Origin of the sequence: Paenibacillus silagei (genome assembly GCF_017874735.1) — a bacterium.
GTDB classification, from domain to species: Bacteria; Bacillota; Bacilli; order Paenibacillales; family Paenibacillaceae; genus Paenibacillus_AQ; species Paenibacillus_AQ silagei.
Genome location: NZ_JAGGLV010000002.1, coordinates 296,087 through 321,396, shown reverse-complemented (window position 1 = coordinate 321,396; position 25,310 = coordinate 296,087). Strand labels below are relative to the sequence as shown.

The following is a 25,310-nucleotide window of genomic DNA, read 5'->3' as shown; positions in this document are numbered from 1 at the left end:
CTACTGCTCTGTTGTCAATGTGTACATATACCAGTATATATAGATTGCAGTACCATTCATGTACATCGGGCTGTTTTCAACCAGGTTCAAGCGACATTGATCTGCTCATTGTCGTAGAGGACAAGCTGTCCGCAGAGGTCAATCATAGACTTGCCGGGCGTATCGTAGCCTTTCATGACAGTCTGCCGAATAATTGCGGAATAGGAATATAGCGGTGCGGCAGTCGCCGAAGGCTATGAACCGCGCGAATTAACTGATTTTGCGGAATATATGATGGCTGAAATCAAGCGGACTCCGAACTGAAGATTGACCGGGTAAAAATGATAAGCGCATGAAACATCCAGAAATTAGTATCAAAAATTTTAAATATATTCACAACTTTATGTAAAATCGTATATACACCTATGATATACTACTACTTGTACTAAGACATGCTTAAGAGCATGTCAGTCTCGGATGGGCGCTAGACACGCTGGCTGGTCTTTATTATAAAGTTATGCTCGGTCATTATTGAGAGGAGGACGTTTCTTGAAACTGCGTCTTATGCCTGTACTGCTAACGTCTCTGCTGTCTGCTGCATTATTGTTTGGCGGCTGGTATTCTTACCGTACATTCGCGGTGCAGGAGCCGCTGCAGAAGCTGGTATCATCCTACGAGGGAGTGAAGGATTCCCATATTACTATTAAACGCAATGAGGTCACTTTGAAACTGGATTTGCAGCCGGGTACGAAATTACGTGAGCTGGTGCAGTACGTATCAAGAGAAGGCAGCACTGCTATCGACGGACGGACCCTGAAGCTGGATGTGGAACAGAAGCCGAGTGAACTGCTGGATGAGTATTGGGATAAAGCGATGTTCTCTGTAGCAGAAGCGATGGAGAGCCGGAAGTATACATTGATACCAGCCAAGCTGGACGGATTGAAGGAGCAGGACAGTAAGTACAGCGGGGTTACAGCTACCACAGAGATTGACGACAATAATGTATATGTAAGCCTGAGCAACGGCACAGAGAGCAAATTTATCATTCTGCCGCGTGCAGCAGCCAAGATGGGAGTGTGGAACAATGCCTAAGTACTGGAAAGAGGTTGTAGCCGGATTCGTTCCGGTCATGCTGATTTTTATGGCTTTTGTGGGGATCAATATCTTCCCTGTAATCATAGCGCTGGGCATGGTTGCCGCGCTCCTGTTCATTGCTCATGCCCGCGGCGGTCTGACGGTTAATGCAGGTGCAGATAAGAAGCGCAAGAAGAACGGCCCCTCTAAGCTGACCTTTGAAGAGATCGGCGGACAGGACAATGCCAAGCAGGAGCTGCGTGAAGCGCTGGACTTCCTGATCCGGCATGAAGAAATCAGCAAGTTCGGGATTCGCCCGCTCAAGGGAATTCTGCTTACAGGTCCTCCGGGAACAGGAAAGACGCTGATGGCTAAGGCTGCGGCACATTATACGGGCTCCGTGTTTGTAGCTGCCTCGGGTAGTGAATTCGTTGAGATGTATGTCGGTGTGGGTGCGGGACGCGTACGCGATTTGTTCAAGGATGCCCGCACACGCGCACTCAAGGAGAATAAGCAAAGCGCCATTATTTTCATTGATGAAATCGACGTCATCGGCGGGAAGCGCGAAGGCGGACAACAGCGTGAATATGATCAGACCCTCAATCAGCTGCTGACGGAGATGGACGGAATTTATAACAACGATACCCCGCGCATCCTGCTGGTAGCCGCAACGAACCGCAAGGAGATGCTTGATTCTGCGCTGCTGCGCCCGGGGCGTTTTGACCGCCATATTCAGGTGGATATGCCTGACAAGAAGGGCCGCAAGTCGATTCTCGACCTGCATGCCAAGAACAAGCCGCTGCATGATACCGTGGATCTGGATAAAATCGCCGAAGAAGCTTACGGCTTCTCGGGTGCTCAGCTGGAGAGCGTGATGAACGAAGCCGCGATCTACATGATGCGCGAGAATCTGACCCTGGTAGAGCAGCGTCATCTGTCGATGGCGATCGACAAGGTCATGATGGGTGAGAAGACCGACCGTGAGACCAACCATGAAGAGAAGAAGCGGGTAGCGATCCATGAGCTTGGACATGCTATTATGGCTGAGCTGCTGCGCCCCGGAAGCGTTAGCCAGGTCACACTGACCCCGCGCGGTCAGGCTCTAGGGTATGTCCGGCATAATCCGCAGACCGAGCAGTATCTGTACACGAAGGATTACCTGGAGAACCAGATCATGATTGCTCTTGGAGGAGCGGCTGCCGAAGAGTTGTATTACGGCGGACGCAGTACCGGTTCCCGTGGAGACTTCGATCAGGCACTGAATATCGTGGAGACCATGATGAAGTCAGGGCTCACTTCGCTGGGTATTGCGAATCTGCAAATGGTTACCACCGAAGAATTAATGAAGGAAAACAGTAAAATACTGGATGATCTTATGATCCGTACAAATGACCTGCTGGACAAGCAGAGAAATATATTTGATTACTCCCTTGACATTTTAATGAAGGAAGAAGTCCTCTCCGGAGAGCAATTTCGTTGTCAATTTCGTGACAGTGTCCTTTTACCGGCATAATTCTTTATGCCGGTTATTTTTTTTTACTTTTCAGACATGCTAAGATATCATTATATGTCGGGCTACTTATTTTTTTCGACAGACAAGGTACAATACAGAAGTATAGATACCTGAAAGGATGGAGACTTTTACATGAATTTTAAGAAGATCGGTGTCATCGGCGGAGGCACAATGGGACAAGGGATTGCTGAAATGCTGGCAGCCAAAGGCCTGGATGTCATGCTGGTGGAAAAAACTGCAGAACGGCTGAACTACTCCTACGAAATGATCGAGACCAGTCTCGACAAGCAGCTGGAGAAATGGGCGATTACCCAGGCGGAGAAGAAGCTCATCCTGGCCCGTATCCAGAAGGTTACACACTTCGCTGAACTGAGCTCCTGCGATATGGTCATTGAGACCATCGTTGAAGATCTGGAAGCTAAGCAAAAGGTATTCAATCAGCTCGATCAGGTGTGTCCGAGCCACATTATTCTTGCCAGCAATACGTCAACGCTTAGCTTGACTGAGCTTGCAAGCTCTACAATGTATCCGGAACGCGTTATCGGCATGCACTTCATACACCCTGTAGGTAAGGTTGATCTGGTTGAAATCGTGCGTGGTCTGAAAACCTCGGACAGCACATTTGAAGATACCAAAGCCTTTGTCGATGAGATTGTTGAGAAAAAAGGCGTTATGATCTACGAATCCCCCGGATTTGTATCTTCACGCCTCATTTGCCTGTTCATCAACGAAGCTATGCATGTCCTGCAGGAAGGTGTCGCTTCTCCCGAAGATATTGACGACGCTATGCGCATCGGCTACCAGTTCCAAAACGGGCCGCTTGAAATGGCAGACCGCTTCGGTCTGGATTCTGTTCTTGCCGCACTTGAGAACATGTTCCGTGAATACGGCGAGCTCAAGTACCGTCCCTCGACAATCCTCAAGAAGATGGTGCGTGCAGGACAACTGGGTACGAAATCGGGCGAAGGCTTCTTCAAGTATGACAAGGATGGTGACCGGGTATGAAAGTATTAGTAATTAACGCAGGCAGTTCTTCTTTGAAATATCAGCTCTATGACATGACGGATGAATCCGTACTTGCCAAAGGTCTGGTTGAGCGTATCGGTATGGATTCCTCCATTCTTACCCACAAACCAACCGGCAAACAGGAAGTTACCGAGGTTAGCGAAATTCTGGAGCACACTACAGCGATCCGCAAGGTTCTGGCGAATCTGACTGACAAGGAACACGGCGTCATTGCATCCATTAACGAGATTAATGCTGTAGGCCACCGTGTAGTACACGGAGGAGAGAGCTTTAAGGAATCCGCACTTGTTACTACGGAAGCCAAGTCCGAAATCCGCCGTCTGTTCGACCTGGCTCCGCTGCATAACCCTGCCGCGCTGCTTGGTATTCTGGCTGCTGAGAGCAATATGCCGGGTGTGCCGCAGACCGTTATTTTCGACACGGCCTTCCACTCCACAATGCCTGAGAAAGCATATTTGTACGCCATTCCAAGAGTACTGTACAGCAAATACAAGATCCGCCGTTACGGCTTCCATGGGACTTCCCATGATTATGTAAGCAAGGCTGCGGCTGAGTTTGTCGGACGTCCGCTGGAAGAGCTGAAGATCATTACCTGCCACATCGGTAACGGTGCCAGCCTCACGGCTATAGACGGGGGTATCTCTGTAGATACTTCGATGGGGATGACTCCGCTTGAAGGCCTGATGATGGGTACACGCAGCGGTGACATCGACCCTGCTATTGTTCCTTACGTCATGAACAAGGAAGAATTGACTCATGGTGAAGTCAACTCTATGCTTAATAAGCACAGCGGTATGCTGGCGATCTCCGGGATCAGCAGTGACATGCGGGAAATTATCGAAGGATACGAGAAGGGCGAGCCGAATGCTTCGCTGGCCTTCGAAATGTACGAATACCGTCTCCGCAAATACATCGGGGCTTACACCGCAGCACTTAACGGTGCAGACGTTATCGTCTTCACTGCCGGTGTAGGGGAGAATGCGTCATTGCTTCGTGAGAAGGTCCTGCGCAACCTGTCCTACCTGGGTATTGAGCTGGACGCTGAAGCCAACAAGGTTCGTTCGGGCGATCCGCGCCGTATCTCTACTGCAAGCTCCAAGGTACAGGTACTTGTGGTTCCAACGAACGAAGAGCTGGTGATTGCACGCGATACCTATCGTATTGTGCAAGGAATTAACAGCTAAATTAGAGGAGAGATTACAGGCATGGCTAACAAGAGTGTAATCAAGAACGTGAATGAGCATGTCGGAGAGACTGTTGTCATCGGATGTTGGGTCAACAACAAACGCTCCAGCGGTAAAATTCAGTTCCTGCAGCTTCGCGACGGTACCGGTTATATCCAGGGGGTTGTGGTGAAATCAGAGGTCCCTGAGCAGGTCTGGGATGATGCCAAGAGCCTTACCCAGGAAAGCTCCCTGTATGTGACCGGAATCATCCGTGAGGAGCCCCGCAGCCAGTCAGGCTACGAGCTGACGGTTACGGGAATTGAGGTCCTGCATCTTACCGAGAATTACCCGATTACACCCAAGGAGCATGGCGTCGATTTCCTGATGGATCACCGTCATCTCTGGCTGCGTTCCTCCAAGCAGCGGGCGGTAATGGTCATTCGTGCGGAGATTATCCGCGCGGTTCAGCAGTTCTTCAATGAGCGCGGCTTCACGAAGGTGGACCCGCCGATTCTGACCCCAACGTCAGCAGAAGGTACGACCAACCTGTTCCACACCAAGTACTTCGAAGAGGACGCCTATCTTACCCAAAGCGGACAGCTGTACATGGAAGCCGCAGCCATGGCTCTGGGACGCGTCTATTCGTTCGGGCCTACCTTCCGTGCAGAGAAATCCAAGACCCGCCGCCACTTGATTGAGTTCTGGATGATTGAGCCGGAAATGGCCTTCACCGATCATGAAGAGAGCCTGTGCGTGCAGGAGGATTTCATCAGCTTTGTCGTGCAGTCCGTGCTTACGAATTGCCGCGCCGAGCTGGAAGCAGTGGGCCGCGATGTCTCGAAGCTTGAGAACATCAAAGCACCATTCCCGCGTATAAGCTATGACGATGCAATTAAGTTCCTGAACGAAAAAGGCTATGAAATTGCCTGGGGCGATGATTTCGGGGCTCCTCATGAGACGGCGATTGCCGAGATGAGCGACAGACCGGTCTTCATTACCCACTATCCGGCTTCCTTCAAGGCTTTCTATATGAAGCCGCATCCTGATCGTCCGGAAGTGGTGCTGTGTGCGGATATGATCGCTCCTGAAGGCTACGGGGAGATCATCGGCGGATCACAGCGTATTGATGATCCGGCGCTGCTGGAAGCCCGCTTCAAGGAACATAACCTGTCGATGGACACCTACAAATGGTACATGGATCTGCGCACCTACGGCACGGTTCCACACTCCGGCTTCGGTCTGGGGCTGGAGCGAACAGTAGCCTGGATCTGCGGTCTGGACCATGTTCGTGAGACGATTGCCTTCCCTCGTACACTGTACCGTCTTTACCCTTAAAGAATAGGGAAAGGGGGCTTAAGTATGGACGGAAAAGGTTGGAATACCTGGGGCGAGGGCGTAGCCTTCGGCCTGGAGAACGGAATGGCCGTCATTCCTTATGCACTCCTGAAATATTACCGGAAGCTGAATCTGACCGGCAGTGAATCCATGCTGCTGATTCATCTGCTCTCCTTCAGACAGGTAGAGGGGATTGATTTCCCTTCCCTGGAGGAGCTGCAGGCAGTAACCGGGCGCAGTATTCCGGTGATTGCCGGAGAGCTGCAGAAGCTCATGAAGGAGGGGTTCATCAGCATCGACGGAGATAACGACGAGCTGAGGGACATCCATTATGAGCGCTATAACTTCTCCGGCCTGTACGCGAAGCTGGGAGCTTATCTGGCAGAACTCTCGCGGGAGAATGCCCAGGAGAAGCCCGGCCAGAGCGGGCGGGAGCCGGGGGCCCGGGCAGTGGCTCATTACTCCGGGGCTACCGCACCGGACGGCGGCTATGGCCGCCCGGCTGTGCCGGGTGACAAGGAGTCAGAAGACGGACGGAGTCTGTTCAGCATTTTCGAGAAGGAATTCGGACGTCCGCTGTCCCCCATGGAATGTGAATCTATTTCCGGTTGGGTGGATGAAGACCGCTATCCCGAGGAGCTGATTCTGCTCGCGCTGAAGGAGTCGGTCTTTGCAGGAAAGGTTCATTTCCGTTACATTGACCGCATTCTGCTGGAATGGGCCCGCAACCGGGTGAAGAATGCCCAGGATGTCAAAGCCTATTCCCAGAAATTCCGGGGCGGAGGCAGATGAGCGGAGCGAATTAGTGATATACGCCGGTCCAGGGCAAGTTCCGGCCGGTTAAGGTGTCCCTTAAGTCATGTATGTGGCTTAAGGGGCACTTTTTTTTACTTTTGTTGCTAATGAGTTAGCCGAGAGTGGGCGGGGAGCGGGGGTGAGGGGCATAAATGCACTTGATTTGAGCAAAAGTGGCTTATTGAGCAAAATGAAGGGCATAAATGCACTTGAAGCTGGCGGGATTATGCATCACAACCCGCAAACAGCCCGCAGTCCCTTCACATGGAAGGGACTGCGGGCTGTTTGTAATGTGGAAAGTTATCAATAACTAGGCCGAAAAATTAGTGCAGCTCCTGCTCCAGAGCCGAGCCCATCTCGCGGGAACGTTCCGCACACCGGTTGACGGCGGAAATGACGGTCTCGAAGAAATCGCCGCGCTCCAGTACTTCAATGGCCGCCTGGGTAGATCCATTCGGCGAGGTGACCTTTTTGCGCAGGGCGGCAGGCTCTTCACCGGTCTGCTGCACCATCCGGGCTGCGCCAAGCACGGTCTGGACGGTCAGCTCACGGCTCTGCGCAAGCGGCAGCCCTCCGCGGATACCGGCAGCGATCATCGCTTCCATCATGTAATAGATGTAAGCCGGTCCGCTGCCGGAGATCCCTGTTAAGGTCTCCATCCGTTCTTCGTCAATGACCGCCGTCAGGCCGATCGCTTCGAAGATGTTAAGCGCTGTACGGCGGCTGTCTTCGCCAACCTCCTTGGAGAAGGCAATCCCGGTAGCCCCAAGGCCGATGGAGCTAGAGGTGTTCGGCATGGTGCGGACCACAGGCTGCGGATTACCCAGTAAGCCTTGCATCGTACGTATGGTCAACCCGGCAATGACGGAGATGACGAGCTGATCCGGCGACAGCAGCGGTCCCAGTGAACGGAGCGCTTCGGCAGCGTCTTTGGGCTTCATGGCTAGAACGATGACCGGCGCAGTGCGCAGAGCCTCGAGCTTGGACTCGGGAGCATTATAGCCGAGCACGCCGTAACGGCTGCGGAGCTCAGCCAGGCGCTCGCTGCTGCTGCGGTTCAGCATAATAATTCGGCCCGATTCCACTACATTCCGGGCGATCAATCCCCGCACAATGGCCTCAGCCATCGAGCCTGCGCCGTAAAAAACGATATTATGATTGATGAGCGGAATTGCTGGTTGCTGGCACATGGCTGGCAGTCCCCCTATAAGTTGAGTGAGTTAACCCCTGATTTGGCCGGAGCCGTGAATCATATATTTGCTTGAAGTCAATGCAGGCAGTCCCATTGGCCCGCGGGCATGGAGCTTCTGGGTGCTGATGCCGATCTCGGCACCGAAGCCGAACTCAAAGCCGTCTGTGAACCGGGTAGATGCATTGTGATATACCGCTGCAGCGTCAATCTCCTGCAGGAAGCGTGCAGCATTCGCCGCGTCTTCAGTTACAATACATTCGGAATGCTTGGTGCCGAATTCCGCGATATGTCCGAGAGCCTCTTCCAGCGTGTCAACGATACGAATATTTAAAATATAATCGTTGTATTCTGTAGCGAAGTCCTCTGGTGTGGCAGGCACAGCCCAAGGGATAAGAGCAACGGTATCCTGGCAGCCGCGCAGCTCCACACGGGCCTCGCGGAAGGCTTCGGCAAGTGCGGCGAGGTGTTCTTCGGCGTAAGCACGGTGAACCAGCAGTGTCTCCATTGAATTGCAGACCGAAGGCCGCTGGGCCTTCGCATTCACGCTAATACGCCGGGCCATTTCCGGATTGGCACTTGCATCCAGATAAGTATGGCATATGCCTGCTCCTGTTTCAATAACCGGTACGGTGGCGTTCAGAACCACATTCTGAATCAGAGAGCTTCCTCCGCGCGGGATGATGACATCCAGCAGTCCGTTCAGCTTCAGCATTTCATCCACGGAGGAACGGTTAGGATCTTCGATCAGCTGCAAGGCATCCGGCGGAAGGGCGGTACCAGCAAGTGCGCGGTGCAGCACCTCGGCAATGGCACGGTTGGAGGAGAGGGCGGAGGAGCCGCCGCGCAGCACCACGGCATTGCCGGTCTTAAGGCACAGTCCGGCAGCGTCAACGGTGACGTTGGGGCGTGCTTCATAGATAATGCCGATGACTCCAAGCGGAACCCGTACCTTCTCAATGTGCAGGCCGTTTGGCCGTTCGATCGTCTCCAAATTGTCTCCAACCGGATCAGGCAGAACGGCAATCTGCTGCAAGCCTTCGGCTATGCTGTCAATCCGTCCCGCATCCAAGGCCAGCCGGTCGAGCATCGACTCCGGTGTTCCGTTCAACCGGCCGCGCTCCAGGTCTTCGGCGTTGGCGGCAATAATGTAATCAGCTTCGGCACGCAGGGCGGCAGCCATCACCAGCAGGGCTTCATTCTTCTGGGCGGTAGTCAGGCTTGCGAGTACCCCTGTGGTTGCTTTGGCCAGCGTTGTCTTGTTAACCACTTCACTCATGGCAATTCCTCCTCAAAAAAATTATGTTGGCACATGGATATACAATAGGTTGTGCAAGATTAACGCAGTGTGATCCATTCGTCCCGGTGGATCACCTCCAGCCGGTGCACTTCACCGAGCTTGGGCACAATCTCGCGGCTCGGAAGCCCCTGAATGCTGCGGAGCTGGCTATCATCATAATTGACGATGCCCCGCCCAAGCAGCTTCGCATCCGGGCCGAGCACTTCGACGACATCCCCTGAATGGAAGTTTCCCTCAATCCGTCTAACCCCGACCGGCAGCAGGCTATGGCCCCCGTGGAGCAGCGCTTCAACAGCACCGTCATCGACATACAGTGATCCGAGAGGGGTAGACATGAAGCCCAGCCACTGTTTTTTGACCGGCAGAGAGGAGAGTGTGGTGGCAAAATAAGTGCCCTTGCCCGTCCCTGCTGCGGCCTGTGATAAATCCCCTGGCTCCTTAACCTGGCCCACGAAGACCGGAACGCCGCCCCGCGTGGCGATCTTGGCCGCGTCGATCTTGGAGCGCATGCCGCCGGTGCCCACGCTTGAGCCCGCACCGCCTGCAATGGCATAGATCTCAGGTGTAATCTCTTCTATATGCTCATACCGCACAGCATCCGGGTGCTTGCGGGGATCGCCGCTGTAGACGCCGTCCATATCGGTCAGCACCAGCAGGTGCGAGGCCTTCAGCAGATTGGCAACCAGCGCCGATAAGGTATCGTTGTCACCGAACTTCAGCTCATCCACCGATACAGTATCGTTCTCGTTGAACACGGGCACGGCGCCTTGGCGGAGCAATTCTTCAACCGTCATCATGGCGTTGTTCATGGCCCGGCGGCTGCAGAAGTCCGTACGGGTCAGGAGAATCTGAGCAGTGGGTATACCGTGGCCTGCGAAGGCCTCCTGATAAGCCTGCATCAGCATAACCTGTCCTACCGCCGCCGCCGCCTGCTTCTCATGCAGCAGCCTTGGGCGGGAAGCATAGCCGATGCCCCGGAAGCCGGCTGCGACCGCCCCGGAGGTGACCAGCAGCACTTCACAGCCGTCCTTGCGGAGCGCTGCAATCTCGGCGGCGAAGAAGGCGACCGCCTCACGATTAAGGCCGCCTTCGGGACCTGTGAGTGAGCTGCTGCCGATTTTGACCACAATTCTTGACGTCATTGTCTTTCACTTTCCTCTCGAATTGAAATGCCTGTAACACCCGGAAATGACAAAAAGCCCCCATCCTTAGACTTAGCAAAGGACGAAAGCTTGATTAACTTCCGCGGTACCACCTTCATTGATGAGGGTTCATCCGACTTCATTCTCATAACGGGAGTATCCGTCCTGCAGGGCAGGCCGCTCAGGGGTAGGATTCAGAATGACCTTCGCGGTAAATTCTCCCAGCCTTCAGGAATTTACTCTCTGCACACGAATATACGTCCATTCTTACTGGTCCCGTCAGCACGTTTCACTATTTGTCATTTAGAATACCATGGGGAAGCAGGGTTTGCAAAGAGCTCCGGACGAATATTTTTCTGCTGGGGCAGGGAGCGGATTTCCTGGTTGTCCTTCAGGGGAACGGGTAAAGTATTTATAATCAGTTACCAGGAGGTGGATTGAATTGAGTAAGAAGACTAATGTCCGACAGGAACAGAATCAGAATTCCAAAGAAGCCGCCGAATTTCAAAACAAAGCGATCCGAGAATTTGTCGAGGAAAAAGCCGGAGATTCCCGCACAGAAGGACCGGTTGAAGAGAGTACTACCCGTATGCCCGATGACCAGAACCGTATGATCACGCAGTATAATTTGCGCAAATAAATAATTGCTTCTGCCAAAATACAGCAAATGCCCATCCGGCCTCATGATAAGAGCTGGATGGGCATTTGTTTCCGCCGGCTTATTCGCCTGCCAGTCCGGCGACCGTTGTCTGGAAGGTTTCAATGAAAGCTTCCGCAGCACGGGACAAATAGCGTCCGCGCCGGTAAGCGACAACCAGAGTACGGCTGGGTACCGGTTCAGCCAAAGGCAGGTAGACAGGCACGAATTCACTCCGCGGTGCCCGTGCAATGAAATGTGGCACGAGCGTTACGCCCATTCCGGTGGCTACAAGCGATTGGACGGTCTCCATATTGTTGCTCTCGAAGACAATCCGCGGCTCAAATCCGGCTCCACGGCATAGCTCCACCGTCATTTTGCGGAAGCCCTGTCCTTCTTTGAGCACGATGAACGGTTCATCCTTAAGCTCGGTCAGCGAAGTTCGTGTACCCAGCAGCATCCGCGCCGCCAGCGGATGCTCAGGCGGGACTGCCAGGTCGATCCGTTCCTCTCCAAGAACCTCATGAGCTAGAGTCGGAATCTCCAGTGGTAGGGATAGCAGGCTGAGATCTGTCTGGCCGCTGGCTGTCAGCTTCTCAAGATTCATGGAGGAGTCCTCCAGCAGCGTGATTTCAATCTCGGGGTATTTGCGTTTGAAGGCAGGCAGCACATGCGGCAGCAGATGCGCACCGGTGATCGGCATGCTGCCAACCACAACCCGTCCGGTGCGCAGCTGGGATATATCCGACATCTCCTGGCGCAGCAGTTCTACGGCATCAATGATGGTCTGAGCCTGCTCGACGAATTTCTTACCGGCATGAGTCAGCTCTACTGAACTGGTATTGCGCTGGAAAAGAAGGACACCCAGTTCTTTTTCCAGTTTGGAGAGTTGCTGGCTGAGTGAAGGCTGAGCGATATGCAGCTTGTCTGCTGCCCGGGAAAAATTACGCTCAGCCGCAATTTGCAGGACATATTGCAGTTGACGCAGTTCCATTTCAAACCTCCTTACAGGTTAGGTACCATCAATAGTAATCCGCTTTCTTATAAGTATATCCTATAAATCGGTCTGATTACATCGGTTTTTACAAGGGTTGCAGTAGCTGTCATATTGGGGAAATGATTTAAATTTGGCATAACCAACCATTGGGTGAGAAAAAAGCACCATTCGGTCGAGGAATATGGCATATTTCTACATTTATGTTTATTATGAGTGTATTGAAAGAAAATGATTGTCTTATAGATAATAATAATGTTAAAAAAGTAAAATAATACACAAATCGAAGGGATAAAACTAAATGTATTACTGGATAAAGTGCTTACAGTACTTAAACGGTTCTAGTCGACTCAGATATTTGGATTTTACACTTCAACAAATAAAATGCATAATATTTGTTTTAATTTATAGTGTTTCGTCAATTATATTTCCAAGTTACATAAGTAAAATAGTTGACTTAGGAATAAGCAATAGGAACATTGGAGATATTGCCAATTACACTATTACTATGCTGATTGTAGGATGTACGATGGTTGCTTTCCAATATTTATATCAAGTTAGCTTCTATAAATTTTCACAACGCTTTGTTTCTGAAATAAAAGAAATGGTTTTTGAAAAATTAATGAATACCAATGTAGCTTTTTGGAGCAAGCACAAGGTTGGAGACATGTTTACAGTTTTAGAAGAAGACATCTCATCAATAGAAAGCCTTTTCACAAAATCAATAAGCGGAATTTTATCCAATACATTAATTGCAGTAGGCATTTCCGCATATTTAATCTACATAGATAAAACTATTGGAATCATTTTAATATTGCTTACTTTTTCATTTGCTTTAATTCAAAAAAAATACGGTAAAAAAATTGAAGCATATGTGGTGCCATTAAGAGAAGAAATTGCAGATTTCTCATCCTATACAAATGAAATACTAAATAATGTGAATCATATTGAAATGGCAGGTGAAGTAAAACGTGCTTATTGTGGTTACTGCAAGAAGAACCGGTCTGTAGTAGAAAAAGCAATAAAACAATTAAGAATGATTACTGCGTTGTTTAGTATTGTTTCAAGTTATAGCGTAATCATTATTTTTGTAGTGCTGCTCATGGGGGCGCAAAGAGTATTATCAGGGACGATGACAGTAGGTGTTTTATTCAGTTTAATCATTTATGTACAAAGAATGTTTGGCCCAATAAATTCGATTGGTAGTGAGTATATATCTTTCAAAAAAAACATTCCTATTTTTAGACGGATATTTGAAGTTTTGGATAATAAAGAGGTTATTCAAGAAGGAAATTACACCCCTGACCTCGATCTATCAGGCAAGATTAGTGTGAATAGAATTGATTTTAGCTATGAAGAATCCAATCAAATATTGAAAGGGTTATCATTGGAGGTCCAACCGGGTGAAGTAGTAGGAATCGTAGGCAAAAATGGATGCGGGAAGACAACCTTAATGAAACTCTTTACGAAGCTCTGTGTACCTCAAAAAGGGGAAATTCTAATAGATGAAGTGATTATTGGAGATTACCAAACGGATTATCTGCATCATCAAGTCGGTTGCTTATTACAAAGTGAATTTATATTAAGCGGTTCTTTAAGGGATGTTCTGGATACTAAAAATCGCTATAGTGATCATGAGATTATTGAGACGATGAAGGAATTTTGCTTAGCAATAAAGGATTTTCCTGATGGGCTCGATACAATGATTAAAGAAAATTCATTAAATCTTTCGGGTGGACAAGTACAAAAGATAGCGTTAATACGCCTCTTCCTTCAGAATAAATCTATATACTTGTTAGATGAACCCACTTCAGCTATGGACATTGAAGCAGAAAAGGTAATCTGCAATGTGATTAGAAGAAAACTAGAAGGAAAAACAGCATTAATTATTACACATAGAGAGCAAATCTTAAATATATGTGATAGAAAAATAATGCTAGCGGAGGAACAAGAAAATGAACAGGAATATTATGTTAGGTCAGTTTACTAAAGTTTTGACTCATGGAAACAAAGTGATTTTAGGGAATCGAAGGAATGGAAAATGGATGAAAATGAGTCAGGAATGTTATGAAATACTTAAACTTGCCATGCAGGAAAGCGCAACGACTAATGAACTGATTGAAGCGTTTGAAGACCAGGAAGATAAGGAATACTTCTTCGAGCTGTTGCAACTTTTGTACAAAGAAAATTTGCTGGCCGATACGGAAGAGATGTTACTGTTCGATAAAAATTTCAGTGTTGATATAGCAATTACCAACAGATGTAATCTCAGATGCAAACATTGCTGCGTGGATTCTGACTTAACAAATTTGAGCGATCCGTTGGACACGGATGTTCTAAAAACGGTTTTGAATAAAGTGGTTAAATCAAAACCCAAGAGTATTTGCTTAACGGGTGGAGAACCTTTAATTAGGAAGGATTTTTTTGAGATTCTATCTCACCTGAATGATATTTACGATGGTGAAATCAGAGTAATGACGAATGGGACATTAATTAATAGTGAAAATGTGAAACAACTAGTGGCGCATGTATCAGCAATAGATTTTAGTATTGATGGTGTTAATGAAGACACATGTTCAACAATACGTGGAAAAGGAGTTTTTAACAAGGTCTTGCATTCGGTTGAATTATTAAAAAATCACCATTTCGATAAAATTTCATTATCAATGGTCTTGACTAAGGAGAACTATGTATTACGCAATCAATTTGAGGAATTAAATAAAGAATTAGGAACCCGTGGCATTGCAAGGGCTTTTAGCCCAATTGGAAGAGGAAAAGATAATAAAGATTCATTGCAGCCTAAAGAAAAAGAAGTTCAAATTGAAGAAATAAGAATGATGAATCTTGACATTGATGATGTTCATATTTGTCTCTGTGGGGGGGTATTTAAAGAGATTTATATAAATAGTAAAGGACAGATATATCCTTGCGGTTTATTGGAGAGAGATAAATATTATGTAGGCAATATATTGGAGATAGAAGATTTAAGCAGTTTTCTGGGGAGTGGTGAATTTAAAAAATATGATGGATATCAAAATTGGGAGTATTTACAGCCTGATAAACATGAAAAGTGTAAAGATTGTGATGTTAATTTATTTTGCTGGAATTGCTTGCATTACTTAGATCTTATAGAGAGCAATGATGGTTTTTATGAAAGTGTTTGTCCAGAACTGAAACGTAACTTCCAAAGGATTGTATGGGAGGATTGAGCAATGTTAATAGGAATTTGGGTAACTAAAGCATGCAACCTGAGATGCAGCTATTGTTATGAAGGAAACGACAAAAAGGAAATAGATATGGATCGCAATACTGCGGATCAAATAATTAATTTTATCCAAGAGAACTATAGTACTAATGATAATTGGTCAGAGGATCCATTAATTATACAATTCCATGGAGGGGAGCCATTATTAAATTATGACCTAATAACATACATTACTGAACGACTGAAATTATTATTCGCCACATATAAAAAAATAGTTATGTTTGGTATTACAACAAATGCAGTGTTACTTGACAAAAAGAAGATTGAATTCTTGGCGGAAAATATGAATTACGATTTTTCAATAAGTATTGATGGCGATAAAAAGGTTCACGATCAAACAAGGCTATTCTCAAATGGTACAGGTTCTTATGATGCAATTATAAATAAGGTTAATATGACATTGGAAAAAAGGAAGAATATTAGGGCTAGAGTTACATTTGGTGCTCAAACAGTTTCTCATTTATTTGAAAGTATTAAACATTTGATAGAATTGGGATTCTTAGTGATTGTCTGTATCCCTGACTATTTCGATAAGAGTTGGGATGAGAAACATATAGATGCTTATTTAGATCAGCTTGGTTTGTTGAAAGAATATTATTTAAGGAATAGGTTAGATGAAAAAAATGTGGAAATTCCAATCTTAGAAAATAATATTTTCAAGAAAAATAAGTGTTCTGGCGGTTATAGCAGTATTCACATTGACCCAACCGGAGAGATTTATCCGTGTTCCTATGTTGTAGGAGATACTAAATATAAAATCGGTTCAGTACATCTAGGAGGAATTAATAATGATTACTTAGCAGATATCTCAAGAATTAATGACTGCAACATGATGGAATGTGAAGGGTGCAATAATTATAGCAGTTGTCTTACTGTAAGATGCCGATACCTCAATGAATTATTAACTGATGACGGATTGTGTCCTTCAGCAACAATATGTGCTTTTGAAAATGCCAATTATAGTTTTTTAAAATCAGTTTAGAGATAGAAGTAGCTAGGAATGCGAAGAAGGAGGACTTATTATGAGTTTAAAGATTAAAAAAATTGCGGACAAAATTAATGCATTAGAAGTAAAAGGGCAAGGTTGTAAAGATGATTGTGCCGATTGGTCTGGAAAAAGTGCCTCTAACCCAGCAGGTTGCTCTGTTACATTCAGCTGTAAAATTACTTGCGCATTTTAATGTGAACAAGTAGGTAAATTTACTTAAAAAAACCATTTCAGCATTCCTAGTCTATTTTTATATAATGGGTAGTGATTAAAATCACTACCCATACTTATTATATGCAACTATAGGGAGATCAAAAATGAATCCTGATGTAATCATTATTGATACGGGAATAGTTCAAGAGAACTCCATTGGAAATGTTATCGGTGGTATGGGTTTGACTGATGAAGATAGCGATTTCGAAGACGATAATGGTCATGGTACTCAATGTGCGAATATAATAGCGCAAATGTGTGAAGCGCAGCCCAATATTTTTGCGATTAAAGCATTAAATCAAAATATGGAGAGTTCACTTGATACCTTAATAGAAGCCTTGGAGTATACGCGTAAACTTAATATTCGGACAATTAATCTTAGCTTAACTACAATTAAGAAAAAAAGCAGATCAAGGCTACAACCAATTATACATAAACTCAAGAGTGAGGGTAAGATCATAATATCTTCAGCACCTAATCAAGGTTATTTGGGTTATCCAGCTGCATGCGATGGAGCAATCGGTATAAATGGTGCTATACTTCAGGGGAACAGTGATTATTGGTACAATAAAAGCAAGGTGATCCAATGTATCGCTAATAAAACGCCTAATTTAGTAAAGAGTATAAGTGATTCATATAAAATGTTTGGCGGAACGAGTAAGGCTACCGCAACTGTTACAGGTATAGTATTGAATATATTAATCAAGAAACCTGATTTGAAATACGAGGAACTGGAAGTATTATTGCAAACATTTGCCGAAAGAAAACTATGGAAAACAAACGATGTTATTGGTGCTAATACACTAAATTTCGATTCGGTTGAAGTTCTAGGCCAAAGCAAACTAAATAACGAAATAAAAGAAATATTGTTCTCATATTTTAAGAAAAGAGATAGAGATATTACCGCAGAGCAACTAGCGAGCACTAAATTAATTGATTTATTGTATCCAAATGATTTTTTTGAGATTTTAAAAGAAATAGAAGCGATTACAGGTGTCAGCATTAATTATAATGGTGTTGATTATAGAGTTTTTAGTTCAATAAGCACATTAACCAAATTTATTGAACATACTAAAGAAATGAATGACGAATAAAAAAATACATCAGGAGTATTTCTGCTGATGTATTTTTGAAGTTGTTCATCCGCTATTGAACGGTCTCTATGGAATCCACAATACTCATGTCTGCGATTTTGCGGAGTGGAATACATGTTGCGGTTAAGCAAACCACAATAGAAATAAATGCAGCTCCCATAATGGGGAGAAATGGAACGGGGATAAGCTCTATGGTGTCTGTTTTAGCAGCACTTACAAAGATTGAACATGAATACCCTGCTATAGAACCGGCGATAGCTGCGATAATTCCGTAATAGGCGCCTTCCCAAAGGAAGGTCTTGTATAAGCTTGAAATGCTCATGCCTATCGCTCGCTGAACCCCGATTTCAGTAATACGGGTATGAATATTTGTGTACACGGTATTAATTATATTTAGAATTCCTATAAGCCCGATAAACAGAATCAATCCCCATGCTAACCATTTGATCTGCTGATAGCTTTCTGCAAGCTGTGTATCTGTATCTTGATAAGAAAGCCATTGGCCCCCTCCAGCTTGTTCACTTATTTGAGTAATAACTTTCTCAACATTTTCCTTATCAGCGTTGGGTGACAAGACAGGATACAACTCCGAATAATTGATTGTTTCTGTAATCTGATCGTAGATCGTATCATATACAATGATTTGAACCCCGTTTACAAATCCGTCATTATCCAGTGTGATTGAATTACTGCTTTCATGCAGAACTTGTAACGTCAAGTTATTGACAGATATATTATCGCCTACGGAAATTAAGGTACTGCTTAATCGGGTATCTCCATAATTTATGGCGATGGGATTTTTGATAATACAGGCTTTTCCTGCTTTTAAATCCTGGAGTTCCGGTTGGGTAAGTGCTGGTGCGATCATTTTTAACCGATCTTCATCAACACCAATAATATGCAGCGCCTCGCCTGGCTGTAGTGAAAAAGATGTGGAAATTGGCATCTGCCCCTTGCTATCCTGTGTATACAGGCTATATTTCAAGGTGGAAACGGAAGTTATATCTGCTAAGGATTTGAGTTCCTTCACCACTTCTGGAGAAAAACCAGTTGTCTTATTGGTAATGGAGTAATCACCAATATGCATTTTTTGTACGGCAGTGCTCGTATCCAATAATGTGGAAAAACTCTGTAATGCTATAAATACCGTTATACTCATAAATAATGATAAGATAGTAATTGTCGTTCTGCCTTTATTTCGCTTCATATTCATTCTTGCGTAGAAGGCTTCGAAGGAACGTATACGCCGAGCCTTTCGATTTTTTCGTCCAACCCGTATTGACGGACCTGACATTGCGAGCGTCGGAGAAACCTTTGCCGCATATCTTGCGGCAGGGAATGCTGCAAGATAGGCAAACAATAATGTAATTACTGTACTGATGAGCAGAGGAAGTATTTTCCCGGAACTATTTTTGGCTATCAACAGGGCTAATTCTTCCGATGAACTTGTTAGAAACAGGTCCGGAGACAAGAGGCTGGTTGCGGAGATGGTAATTCCTTTGGCAAACAATATGCCAAAAGTGATCCCTGCAGGAACACCTATTCCACAGAGTAGGGCAAGCTGTAGCGATACTAATATATATAGTTTACTGCGTTCCGCACCAAGAGCGCGTAATGTACCGTATTCGCGGATGCGTTTCGTTACAGAGATTTTCAAAATGTTATAAATAACAAGACCGGAGGCTAAAAGAACAAGAGTACCAACGAGAACGCTTGCAACGGCCATAAAGGGAAAACCGGAACCATTGTCTGAGTCATCGCTCTTATGGGTGTAATCAATACCCACTGCTGCTAGAAGGATGTCGTTGTACTGAATGCAATATTCAGGCAGAGCAAATTGAGCGGCGATATCATCAACCGTGTTCTGGAAGTGATTTTTGTTTATCATACGAACATCTGTGGAGTACAGTTGGTATTTTTTCGGCAGCAGCTGTTCCGCTGTTCCTTGACCGGCAATACCGTTAACACCGCCGGATACATACCCTAAGTAATTACTTTTTAAAATGCCGGTTAAAGTGAAGGTAGTCTTATATTCAAAGGGAGCCTGATCGTCCCGTATAAGCGAGATACGGATCGGCAATGTAATGTGGTCTCCAAGTTTGCCGGAAAAATTCAATAGATTTAATGCATCTTGTGGTAAGGCAACTTCATGGGGTGACTGAGGTAAGCGTCCGGATGAAAGTTGTGTTATGGATGGGTAGACTGAAAGTGTATCATCTTCATATTCACGAAGCCAAATAGAAAGTTTAGTATTCGGTATTACTGAGGTGCCGATATTCATAAAGCTACCTGAGAACGACAATCTATTATCGAAGTTAAGCTTCTCTTTTTGCTCTTGTGTAAGTTGATGAAAAGTAACATAACGGTTGCCATTAAGTGCTGCAGCCTGCTGTTGACGCAAAGCACTTAATATACCAAGGGATTGGCCGATAACCGTAGTCATAATTGTAGATAGAATAATTGCAATTAAAATTAAGACGGAAGTGATCTTTTGGTTATTCAACTCTTTCCATACAAGAGAACGATAGGATTTCATTTCGCCGCCACCTCCGAAAGGAGGCCGTCTACAATAACAAATTGTCGTTCCGCCATGCGTGCGATCTGGTTGTCATGGGTAATAACCACAAGGGTTTTGCGCATCGTACGCCAAATATCATAGAGTAAACTCATAACCTCGTTGCCGCTTTTACTATCTAAGTTTCCCGTGGGTTCGTCAGCAAAGACAATGTCAGGTTTTGCAATTAGTGCTCGGGCAATGGCGACACGTTGCTGCTGGCCACCAGAGAGTTCGCTGGGCAAGTGGGTCATTCGACTTTTGATTCCAAGCATATCTGTTAGGTCTTTAAGATAAGCCTCATCCACCTGGCGTTTGTCCAACAGCAGAGGCATGATAATATTTTCCCTTGCGGTCAGGACAGGTAAGAGGTTGAATTGTTGAAAAATAAATCCGATTTTCTGGCGACGAAAAGCGGAAAGCTCCTTGTCACTGGTGAGGTAGATATCTTTCTCATCGTAGATAACACTGCCGGATGAAGGTTTGTCCAGACCGCTTAACAGATGAAGCAATGTGCTCTTCCCGCTACCCGAAGGCCCCATAAAGGAAATGAAATCTCCAGGCGCAATTTCTAAATTAACATGATTAAGGGCAATGACACTGTTTTCGCCGTTGCCATAAAGTTTTGAAAGGTCTTTTGCCTCAATATACATACACAACTCTCCTTTTCAATTGATAAGGAGAGTGTAGAATATAAATCTCAAAAAATGCTCAAGATTTCAAAATATTAAATGAAGCCGTTGCCATTGCACCATTCTCTGTATTTTGTAAGGCTAGGGTGCCTCCGTGTTTTTCACAGAGCAGCCGGCAAATGTACAGTCCCATCCCAAAATGCCCTGAATCCCCAGAAGGATGATCTCCGCGTAAAAACGGTTCTGTACCGCGGGATAACATATTTTGAGAATAGCCTTCACTATCATCCTGAACAGTAAGAAGCATACTGGAATCATCGCAGGTGACAGCAACACTAATTTGCTTACGGGCGTACCGGACGGCATTCGAAACGAGATTTTCTGCCACATTATAAACAATGGACCGATCAACCCAAATCCACTCGTTTTTGTTGGCGTTATTATCATGCAGATTAAGCTTCTTGTCTTTACGTAATATCGTCAGACTTACCGAAAGCTCTTGGATTAGAGCCGACCACTGAACCTGTTTTAAATTGCATTGCATTTCCTCTAATCTCTGGGCACTGCTCATCGTTTCTATAAAAGCTTCAATCCTGCCGGAATACTCTTCAAGTAATGAAAGTGTATCACCGATCTCTTCTTTTGTTTGTTTTCCACTTGTTATTCCCATTTTAAGCAGCTTTACCGAGCCTTTGATTACGGTTACGGGATTCCGCAAGTCATGAGAAAAAGCAGCATTTAACCTCTTTCGCTCCTCAGTTTGCCGCCACAGTTCCCTGTTGTTTTTCAGAAGCTCACATCGCATCGTTTCAAATGCGTCACAGAGCTGTCCAAGCTCATCACTTGCAGAAGATACAATCGAGAAGTCCAGGTTGTTGTGCATAATTTGCCGGGCTCCATTTTGCAGAGCGGCCAGGGGCATTTTAAGCTTAATCCTATAAAAAAGCCAATCAGCTAAAAATAATCCTGTTAGTACATATAGAGTGGGAAGCGCAAATTGCAGGATGCTAAAAATGTGATACCATGCCGGGTAAGCAGGTTCTGGGGGCACTGGTGTGGCTCTGACATCATTGCCATCCATCTTTAATTCAATAGACGGCCCATAATGCCTGGAAATTTCGCTGATCCCCCAAATTGATATGACGCTCAGGAGCAAAGCGATAAGTAAAAATATGGCCGATAGAAAAAAGAATGCTTTTTTTAAACTCATATGGTTTATCCGTTCCATTTATAGCCTACCCCCCATACCGTATCAATGTAGCTTTTCTGAGTAAATACCGCGAGTTTCGCACGAACTTTACGAATATGTTCCATAATCGTATCGCTGCTTCCTTCTCCGTCAGTTCCCCAAATGGCTTCATAAATGTGGTCGCGGTCAAAAACTTGCCCGGCATTCATAGAAAGCAGTTCTACAATTTCAAATTCTCTCTTTGACAGTGGTACAACAAAACTGGAGACAGAAACTTCCCTGTTAGAATAATTTACGGTAAGATCTCCAAAAAAACGGATTATAGATTGCTTATGCATACGATTTTCGCGACGTAAATGGGCTTCTACTCTTACCCCCAATTCATCAATATCAAAGGGCTTGAGGATATAGTCATCTGCTCCTGCGCGAAAACCGATAATTTTATCGTTACTTTCAACTCTAGCCGTTAGAAAAAGGATTGGACAGGAAATATACTTGCGAATTCGCTGACAAACTGTAATACCATCGATGTCTGGCATATTGATATCAAGCAGGATAATATCGGGCTGACAATGGACTCTTTCAAGTGCTTCATTTCCGCTAAGAGCTGAATATACCTGATAACCTGATGACTCAAAGTAATTCTTCAGAATAGAGATAATTCCTTTTTCATCATCAATGAGCAAAATTTTACTCTTCAATCTAAAAAACCTCCTTAAGAATCTTTAATTATGACTAGTATCTTGACCAATGTTGATTCTGATTTTATGCTATTATTATAAGGAAAATATGGTAATAATGGCAGATGGATGAAGAATAATAGATTCGACTCGAACCAAATTTAATGCCACAAAAATAATGAAGGGTAGTGGTTGAATGCTAAATGTTGCATTTTGTGATGATGATGTTAAATTTTTGAATAGCATTGTATCTGAAGCAAAAAGAATATTCAAAAGGCTAAAAGTCAATACAACCATCTACACTTATACAAATGGTAAAAAACTAATTGATGATTTTGAGCAATATCATTCGTATTACGATATCATTTTTTTGGAGTTAGACTTGCCGGTAATGGATGGGAAAGAAGTGGCGAGAAAACTGCGCCTTTTCGATAAAAAATTCAAGCTGGTATTTGTTACTTCTTCCGAACAAGAGGTTTTAAATACCTTCCAGTATGATATAAGCGGTTTTTTACCTAAAAGACTCATGAACGAAAGATTATTTTTAATAATAGATCGTGTGGTAACTGCTATAAAAGATGATAACCCGCAACTTCAAGTTTTTAAAGTTACCATCACAGGCGATAAAAGAGCGTTAATCAAAGTTCCCTTAAATGATATAATGTTTTTTGGAAGTGTAAACAGGAAAAGCTATTTACATACCAAAAGGAGAACCTACTTATTGCACGGATTTAAATTTATAGATTTAATAGCGCAATATAGCGAGCAGGGTTTTGTTGATATACATAGAACTTGTATAGTAAATATTCAATATATTTTTTCGGTTGATGATATTGAAATTCGTCTTGATGATGGAACCTTGCTTCCCTTAAGCAGGCGGAAAAGGTCTCTGGTGCTGGACAAGTTCCTTCAGAAGGTTAGTGAGGGTATGAATATTAGGAAGTGAAATCCTGCAAGAGCCTTTTGTTAAAATCTTGTGTCTCATAGGTACAGCCTATCAGCGCTATAGAAATCATATCTTGGAATTATAAACGTGGCGATGTTATATTTAGAACATTCAAGAGAGACTCCACGCTCTCTTCATAGGAACGATTCTACTATTATGAGGTGAAATTCATGGGCAACAAGACAATGTTTGAGAAGATTTGGGATAATCACGTTATTCATCAGGAAGAAGGCAAGCCGAGCATTATTTATATCGATTTGCATCTCGTTCATGAGGTTACTTCTCCGCAGGCGTTTGAAGGGCTGCGCCTGAGCGGCCGTAAAGTCCGCCGTCCGGGACTTACCTTTGCCACAATGGATCATAACGTGCCTACCAAGGACCGTTACAATATTACCGATCCGATCTCCAAGCAGCAGATTGATACGCTCTCGCAGAACTGCCGTGATTTTGGCGTAAGATTGTTTGACCTGAATGATATTGACCAAGGTGTCGTTCACGTCATGGGACCTGAGATTGGCCTGACCCATCCCGGCAAGACGATTGTCTGCGGGGACAGCCATACCTCCACACACGGAGCCTTCGGTGCACTGGCCTTCGGGATCGGCACCAGCGAAGTGGAGCATGTACTTGCCACCCAATGTCTGCAGCAATCCAAGGCCAAGACCATGGAAGTGCGCTTCACCGGCAAACGTAATCCGGGTGTGACTGCCAAAGACATGATTCTCGGCGTAATTGCCAAATACGGAACGGACTTTGCAACTGGCTATGTTATCGAATATACCGGCGAAGCTATCCGTGAGCTGTCGATGGAAGAGCGTATGACCGTCTGTAACATGTCGATTGAAGGCGGAGCAAGAGCGGGCCTGATCGCACCGGACGAGACAACCTTCAACTATCTGCGCGGACGTCAATATGTGCCGCAGGGTGAAGCGTACGATGCCGCCGTTGAGACCTGGAAGGGTCTTGTTAGTGACGAAGGCGCCCAGTATGATACTGTGGTCGAATTCGATGTAGAAACACTTATCCCGCAGGTTACCTGGGGAACTAGCCCTGGTATGGGAACGGATATCAACTCCACCGTACCGAACCCTGCTGACTTCACTACCGAGAATGAACGCAAAGCAGCCGAGAAGGCGCTTGAATATATGGATCTGGCTCCCGGTACACCGATCTCCGAGATCGGAATTGATTATGTCTTCATCGGCTCCTGCACCAACGGCCGGATTGAGGATCTGCGGGCTGCGGCTGAAGTAGCCAAAGGCTATAAGGTCTCTGACAAAGTTACAGCTATTGTTGTGCCAGGCTCCGGGCGCGTGAAGATGCAGGCCGAGAAGGAAGGTCTGGACAAAGTATTCACCGAAGCTGGATTTGAATGGCGTGAAGCCGGCTGCAGTATGTGCCTGGCGATGAATCCGGATGTTCTGCAGCCGGGCCAGCGCTGCGCTTCTACTTCTAACCGTAACTTCGAAGGACGTCAGGGACGCGGCGGACGCACGCATCTGGTCTCTCCTGCCATGGCGGCTGCGGCAGCCATCAAAGGACGCTTCACGGATGTGCGTGACTGGAACTACAAGACGGAAGCCGTCAACTCATAGAATA

22 protein-coding genes are annotated in these 25,310 nt (G+C 45.6%); 14 read left to right on the top strand and 8 right to left on the bottom strand.

All coding sequences use genetic code 11. From position 1 onward, the window contains the following. Window positions 1-528: 528 nt before the first annotated feature. The 6 genes from J2Z70_RS04730 to J2Z70_RS04705 all read left to right on the top strand — a co-directional run bounded on the left by J2Z70_RS04730 (window position 529) and on the right by J2Z70_RS04705 (window position 6,885). Window positions 529-1,071 (top strand): hypothetical protein, encoded by a 543-nt coding sequence (locus J2Z70_RS04730; protein ID WP_245367976.1) that lies wholly within the window; start codon window positions 529-531, stop codon window positions 1,069-1,071. After that, a complete protein-coding gene (locus J2Z70_RS04725) occupies window positions 1,064-2,566 on the top strand; it encodes an AAA family ATPase (protein ID WP_209869935.1) in 1,503 nt (500 codons plus the stop codon). The genes J2Z70_RS04730 and J2Z70_RS04725 overlap by 8 nt, the downstream gene beginning before the upstream one ends. A 132-nt stretch (window positions 2,567-2,698) precedes the next feature. Further along, window positions 2,699-3,571 (top strand): 3-hydroxyacyl-CoA dehydrogenase family protein, encoded by an 873-nt coding sequence (locus J2Z70_RS04720; protein ID WP_173128977.1) that lies wholly within the window; start codon window positions 2,699-2,701, stop codon window positions 3,569-3,571. Beyond that, window positions 3,568-4,776: an acetate/propionate family kinase gene (locus J2Z70_RS04715; RefSeq protein ID WP_209869932.1), complete on the top strand. Its 1,209-nt coding sequence runs from the start codon at window positions 3,568-3,570 to the stop codon at window positions 4,774-4,776. The genes J2Z70_RS04720 and J2Z70_RS04715 overlap by 4 nt, the downstream gene beginning before the upstream one ends. A gap of 21 nt (window positions 4,777-4,797) precedes the next feature. Beyond that, window positions 4,798-6,093: an asparagine--tRNA ligase gene (gene asnS, locus J2Z70_RS04710; protein ID WP_076156680.1), complete on the top strand. Its 1,296-nt coding sequence runs from the start codon at window positions 4,798-4,800 to the stop codon at window positions 6,091-6,093. A gap of 24 nt (window positions 6,094-6,117) precedes the next feature. Continuing rightward, window positions 6,118-6,885, top strand: a complete 768-nt coding sequence (locus J2Z70_RS04705) for a DnaD domain protein (RefSeq protein ID WP_209869929.1) — start codon at window positions 6,118-6,120, stop codon at window positions 6,883-6,885. A gap of 326 nt (window positions 6,886-7,211) precedes the next feature. Here J2Z70_RS04705 and proC read toward each other — a convergent pair whose 3' ends face one another. From proC to proB, 3 genes are read right to left on the bottom strand one after another with little or no spacing between them, the layout of a single operon-like run. Next, the gene (gene proC / locus J2Z70_RS04700; protein WP_036727214.1) at window positions 7,212-8,078 is read right to left on the bottom strand and encodes a pyrroline-5-carboxylate reductase; all 867 of its coding nucleotides are present in this window, start codon (window positions 8,076-8,078) and stop codon (window positions 7,212-7,214) included. 30 nt (window positions 8,079-8,108) lie between these two features. Beyond that, window positions 8,109-9,356, bottom strand: a complete 1,248-nt coding sequence (locus J2Z70_RS04695) for a glutamate-5-semialdehyde dehydrogenase (RefSeq protein ID WP_036727212.1) — start codon at window positions 9,354-9,356, stop codon at window positions 8,109-8,111. A gap of 59 nt (window positions 9,357-9,415) precedes the next feature. Beyond that, the gene (proB, locus tag J2Z70_RS04690; RefSeq protein ID WP_209869926.1) at window positions 9,416-10,519 is read right to left on the bottom strand and encodes a glutamate 5-kinase; all 1,104 of its coding nucleotides are present in this window, start codon (window positions 10,517-10,519) and stop codon (window positions 9,416-9,418) included. Window positions 10,520-10,961: 442 nt separating this feature from the next. On the opposite strand from proB, the gene J2Z70_RS04685 reads away from it, so the two are divergent. Next, window positions 10,962-11,159 (top strand): hypothetical protein, encoded by a 198-nt coding sequence (locus tag J2Z70_RS04685; RefSeq protein WP_209869923.1) that lies wholly within the window; start codon window positions 10,962-10,964, stop codon window positions 11,157-11,159. 79 nt (window positions 11,160-11,238) lie between these two features. On the opposite strand, the gene J2Z70_RS04680 is transcribed toward J2Z70_RS04685, so the two are convergent. Further along, window positions 11,239-12,150 (bottom strand): LysR family transcriptional regulator, encoded by a 912-nt coding sequence (locus J2Z70_RS04680; RefSeq protein ID WP_036727207.1) that lies wholly within the window; start codon window positions 12,148-12,150, stop codon window positions 11,239-11,241. A 301-nt stretch (window positions 12,151-12,451) separates the two neighbouring features. On the opposite strand from J2Z70_RS04680, the gene J2Z70_RS04675 reads away from it, so the two are divergent. The 5 genes from J2Z70_RS04675 (at window position 12,452) to J2Z70_RS04655 (ending at window position 17,710) form a co-directional block, all read left to right on the top strand. Then, window positions 12,452-14,140 (top strand): ABC transporter ATP-binding protein, encoded by a 1,689-nt coding sequence (locus J2Z70_RS04675; protein WP_245367975.1) that lies wholly within the window; start codon window positions 12,452-12,454, stop codon window positions 14,138-14,140. Continuing rightward, a complete protein-coding gene (locus tag J2Z70_RS04670) occupies window positions 14,106-15,359 on the top strand; it encodes a radical SAM/SPASM domain-containing protein (protein ID WP_209869916.1) in 1,254 nt (417 codons plus the stop codon). Before J2Z70_RS04675 ends, J2Z70_RS04670 begins: the two co-directional genes overlap by 35 nt. A gap of 3 nt (window positions 15,360-15,362) precedes the next feature. Beyond that, window positions 15,363-16,397: a radical SAM/SPASM domain-containing protein gene (locus J2Z70_RS04665; protein ID WP_209869913.1), complete on the top strand. Its 1,035-nt coding sequence runs from the start codon at window positions 15,363-15,365 to the stop codon at window positions 16,395-16,397. A 40-nt stretch (window positions 16,398-16,437) separates the two neighbouring features. Beyond that, the gene (locus tag J2Z70_RS04660; RefSeq protein ID WP_179090430.1) at window positions 16,438-16,596 is read left to right on the top strand and encodes a hypothetical protein; all 159 of its coding nucleotides are present in this window, start codon (window positions 16,438-16,440) and stop codon (window positions 16,594-16,596) included. A 124-nt stretch (window positions 16,597-16,720) separates the two neighbouring features. Next, window positions 16,721-17,710, top strand: coding sequence for a S8 family peptidase (locus J2Z70_RS04655; protein WP_209869910.1), 990 nt, complete (start codon window positions 16,721-16,723; stop codon window positions 17,708-17,710). A 52-nt stretch (window positions 17,711-17,762) separates the two neighbouring features. Here J2Z70_RS04655 and J2Z70_RS04650 read toward each other — a convergent pair whose 3' ends face one another. Genes J2Z70_RS04650 through J2Z70_RS04635 form a run of 4 tightly spaced genes read right to left on the bottom strand, consistent with a single transcriptional unit; the run spans window position 17,763 to window position 22,786 of the window. Beyond that, complete coding sequence (locus tag J2Z70_RS04650; RefSeq protein ID WP_036727205.1) at window positions 17,763-20,246, bottom strand: ABC transporter permease; 2,484 nt, start codon at window positions 20,244-20,246, stop codon at window positions 17,763-17,765. Next, entirely contained in the window at window positions 20,243-20,917 is a 675-nt protein-coding gene (locus J2Z70_RS04645) for an ABC transporter ATP-binding protein (RefSeq protein WP_036727203.1), read from the bottom strand. Before J2Z70_RS04645 ends, J2Z70_RS04650 begins: the two co-directional genes overlap by 4 nt. Before the next feature lie 58 nt (window positions 20,918-20,975). Then, a complete protein-coding gene (locus J2Z70_RS04640) occupies window positions 20,976-22,124 on the bottom strand; it encodes a HAMP domain-containing sensor histidine kinase (protein WP_051478161.1) in 1,149 nt (382 codons plus the stop codon). Then, complete coding sequence (locus tag J2Z70_RS04635; RefSeq protein WP_209869907.1) at window positions 22,112-22,786, bottom strand: response regulator transcription factor; 675 nt, start codon at window positions 22,784-22,786, stop codon at window positions 22,112-22,114. Before J2Z70_RS04635 ends, J2Z70_RS04640 begins: the two co-directional genes overlap by 13 nt. Window positions 22,787-22,961: 175 nt before the next feature. Here J2Z70_RS04635 and J2Z70_RS04630 point away from each other — a divergent pair, with 175 nt between their 5' ends. Both J2Z70_RS04630 and leuC read left to right on the top strand, forming a co-directional pair. Further along, complete coding sequence (locus tag J2Z70_RS04630) at window positions 22,962-23,711, top strand: LytR/AlgR family response regulator transcription factor (RefSeq protein ID WP_209869904.1); 750 nt, start codon at window positions 22,962-22,964, stop codon at window positions 23,709-23,711. 170 nt (window positions 23,712-23,881) lie between these two features. Then, window positions 23,882-25,306: a 3-isopropylmalate dehydratase large subunit gene (gene leuC, locus J2Z70_RS04625; RefSeq protein WP_036727197.1), complete on the top strand. Its 1,425-nt coding sequence runs from the start codon at window positions 23,882-23,884 to the stop codon at window positions 25,304-25,306. The last annotated feature ends 4 nt before the right edge of the window (window positions 25,307-25,310 follow it).

What these genes read in the sequence shown, in the direction of transcription:
- asnS (WP_076156680.1), top strand. Translation starts at nt 4,798, where the DNA reads ATGGCTAACAAGAGTGTAATCAAGAACGTGAATGAGCATGTCGGAGAG.
- J2Z70_RS04630 (WP_209869904.1), top strand. Translation starts at nt 22,962, where the DNA reads ATGCTAAATGTTGCATTTTGTGATGATGATGTTAAATTTTTGAATAGC.
- J2Z70_RS04675 (WP_245367975.1), top strand. Translation starts at nt 12,452, where the DNA reads ATGTATTACTGGATAAAGTGCTTACAGTACTTAAACGGTTCTAGTCGA.
- J2Z70_RS04670 (WP_209869916.1), top strand. Translation starts at nt 14,106, where the DNA reads ATGAACAGGAATATTATGTTAGGTCAGTTTACTAAAGTTTTGACTCAT.
- J2Z70_RS04705 (WP_209869929.1), top strand. Translation starts at nt 6,118, where the DNA reads ATGGACGGAAAAGGTTGGAATACCTGGGGCGAGGGCGTAGCCTTCGGC.
- J2Z70_RS04650 (WP_036727205.1), bottom strand. Translation starts at nt 20,246, where the DNA reads ATGAAATCCTATCGTTCTCTTGTATGGAAAGAGTTGAATAACCAAAAG.
- proC (WP_036727214.1), bottom strand. Translation starts at nt 8,078, where the DNA reads ATGTGCCAGCAACCAGCAATTCCGCTCATCAATCATAATATCGTTTTT.
- J2Z70_RS04660 (WP_179090430.1), top strand. Translation starts at nt 16,438, where the DNA reads ATGAGTTTAAAGATTAAAAAAATTGCGGACAAAATTAATGCATTAGAA.
- J2Z70_RS04655 (WP_209869910.1), top strand. Translation starts at nt 16,721, where the DNA reads ATGAATCCTGATGTAATCATTATTGATACGGGAATAGTTCAAGAGAAC.
- J2Z70_RS04695 (WP_036727212.1), bottom strand. Translation starts at nt 9,356, where the DNA reads ATGAGTGAAGTGGTTAACAAGACAACGCTGGCCAAAGCAACCACAGGG.
- leuC (WP_036727197.1), top strand. Translation starts at nt 23,882, where the DNA reads ATGGGCAACAAGACAATGTTTGAGAAGATTTGGGATAATCACGTTATT.
- J2Z70_RS04645 (WP_036727203.1), bottom strand. Translation starts at nt 20,917, where the DNA reads ATGTATATTGAGGCAAAAGACCTTTCAAAACTTTATGGCAACGGCGAA.
- J2Z70_RS04715 (WP_209869932.1), top strand. Translation starts at nt 3,568, where the DNA reads ATGAAAGTATTAGTAATTAACGCAGGCAGTTCTTCTTTGAAATATCAG.
- J2Z70_RS04640 (WP_051478161.1), bottom strand. Translation starts at nt 22,124, where the DNA reads ATGGAACGGATAAACCATATGAGTTTAAAAAAAGCATTCTTTTTTCTA.
- J2Z70_RS04725 (WP_209869935.1), top strand. Translation starts at nt 1,064, where the DNA reads ATGCCTAAGTACTGGAAAGAGGTTGTAGCCGGATTCGTTCCGGTCATG.
- J2Z70_RS04720 (WP_173128977.1), top strand. Translation starts at nt 2,699, where the DNA reads ATGAATTTTAAGAAGATCGGTGTCATCGGCGGAGGCACAATGGGACAA.
- J2Z70_RS04680 (WP_036727207.1), bottom strand. Translation starts at nt 12,150, where the DNA reads ATGGAACTGCGTCAACTGCAATATGTCCTGCAAATTGCGGCTGAGCGT.
- proB (WP_209869926.1), bottom strand. Translation starts at nt 10,519, where the DNA reads ATGACGTCAAGAATTGTGGTCAAAATCGGCAGCAGCTCACTCACAGGT.
- J2Z70_RS04665 (WP_209869913.1), top strand. Translation starts at nt 15,363, where the DNA reads ATGTTAATAGGAATTTGGGTAACTAAAGCATGCAACCTGAGATGCAGC.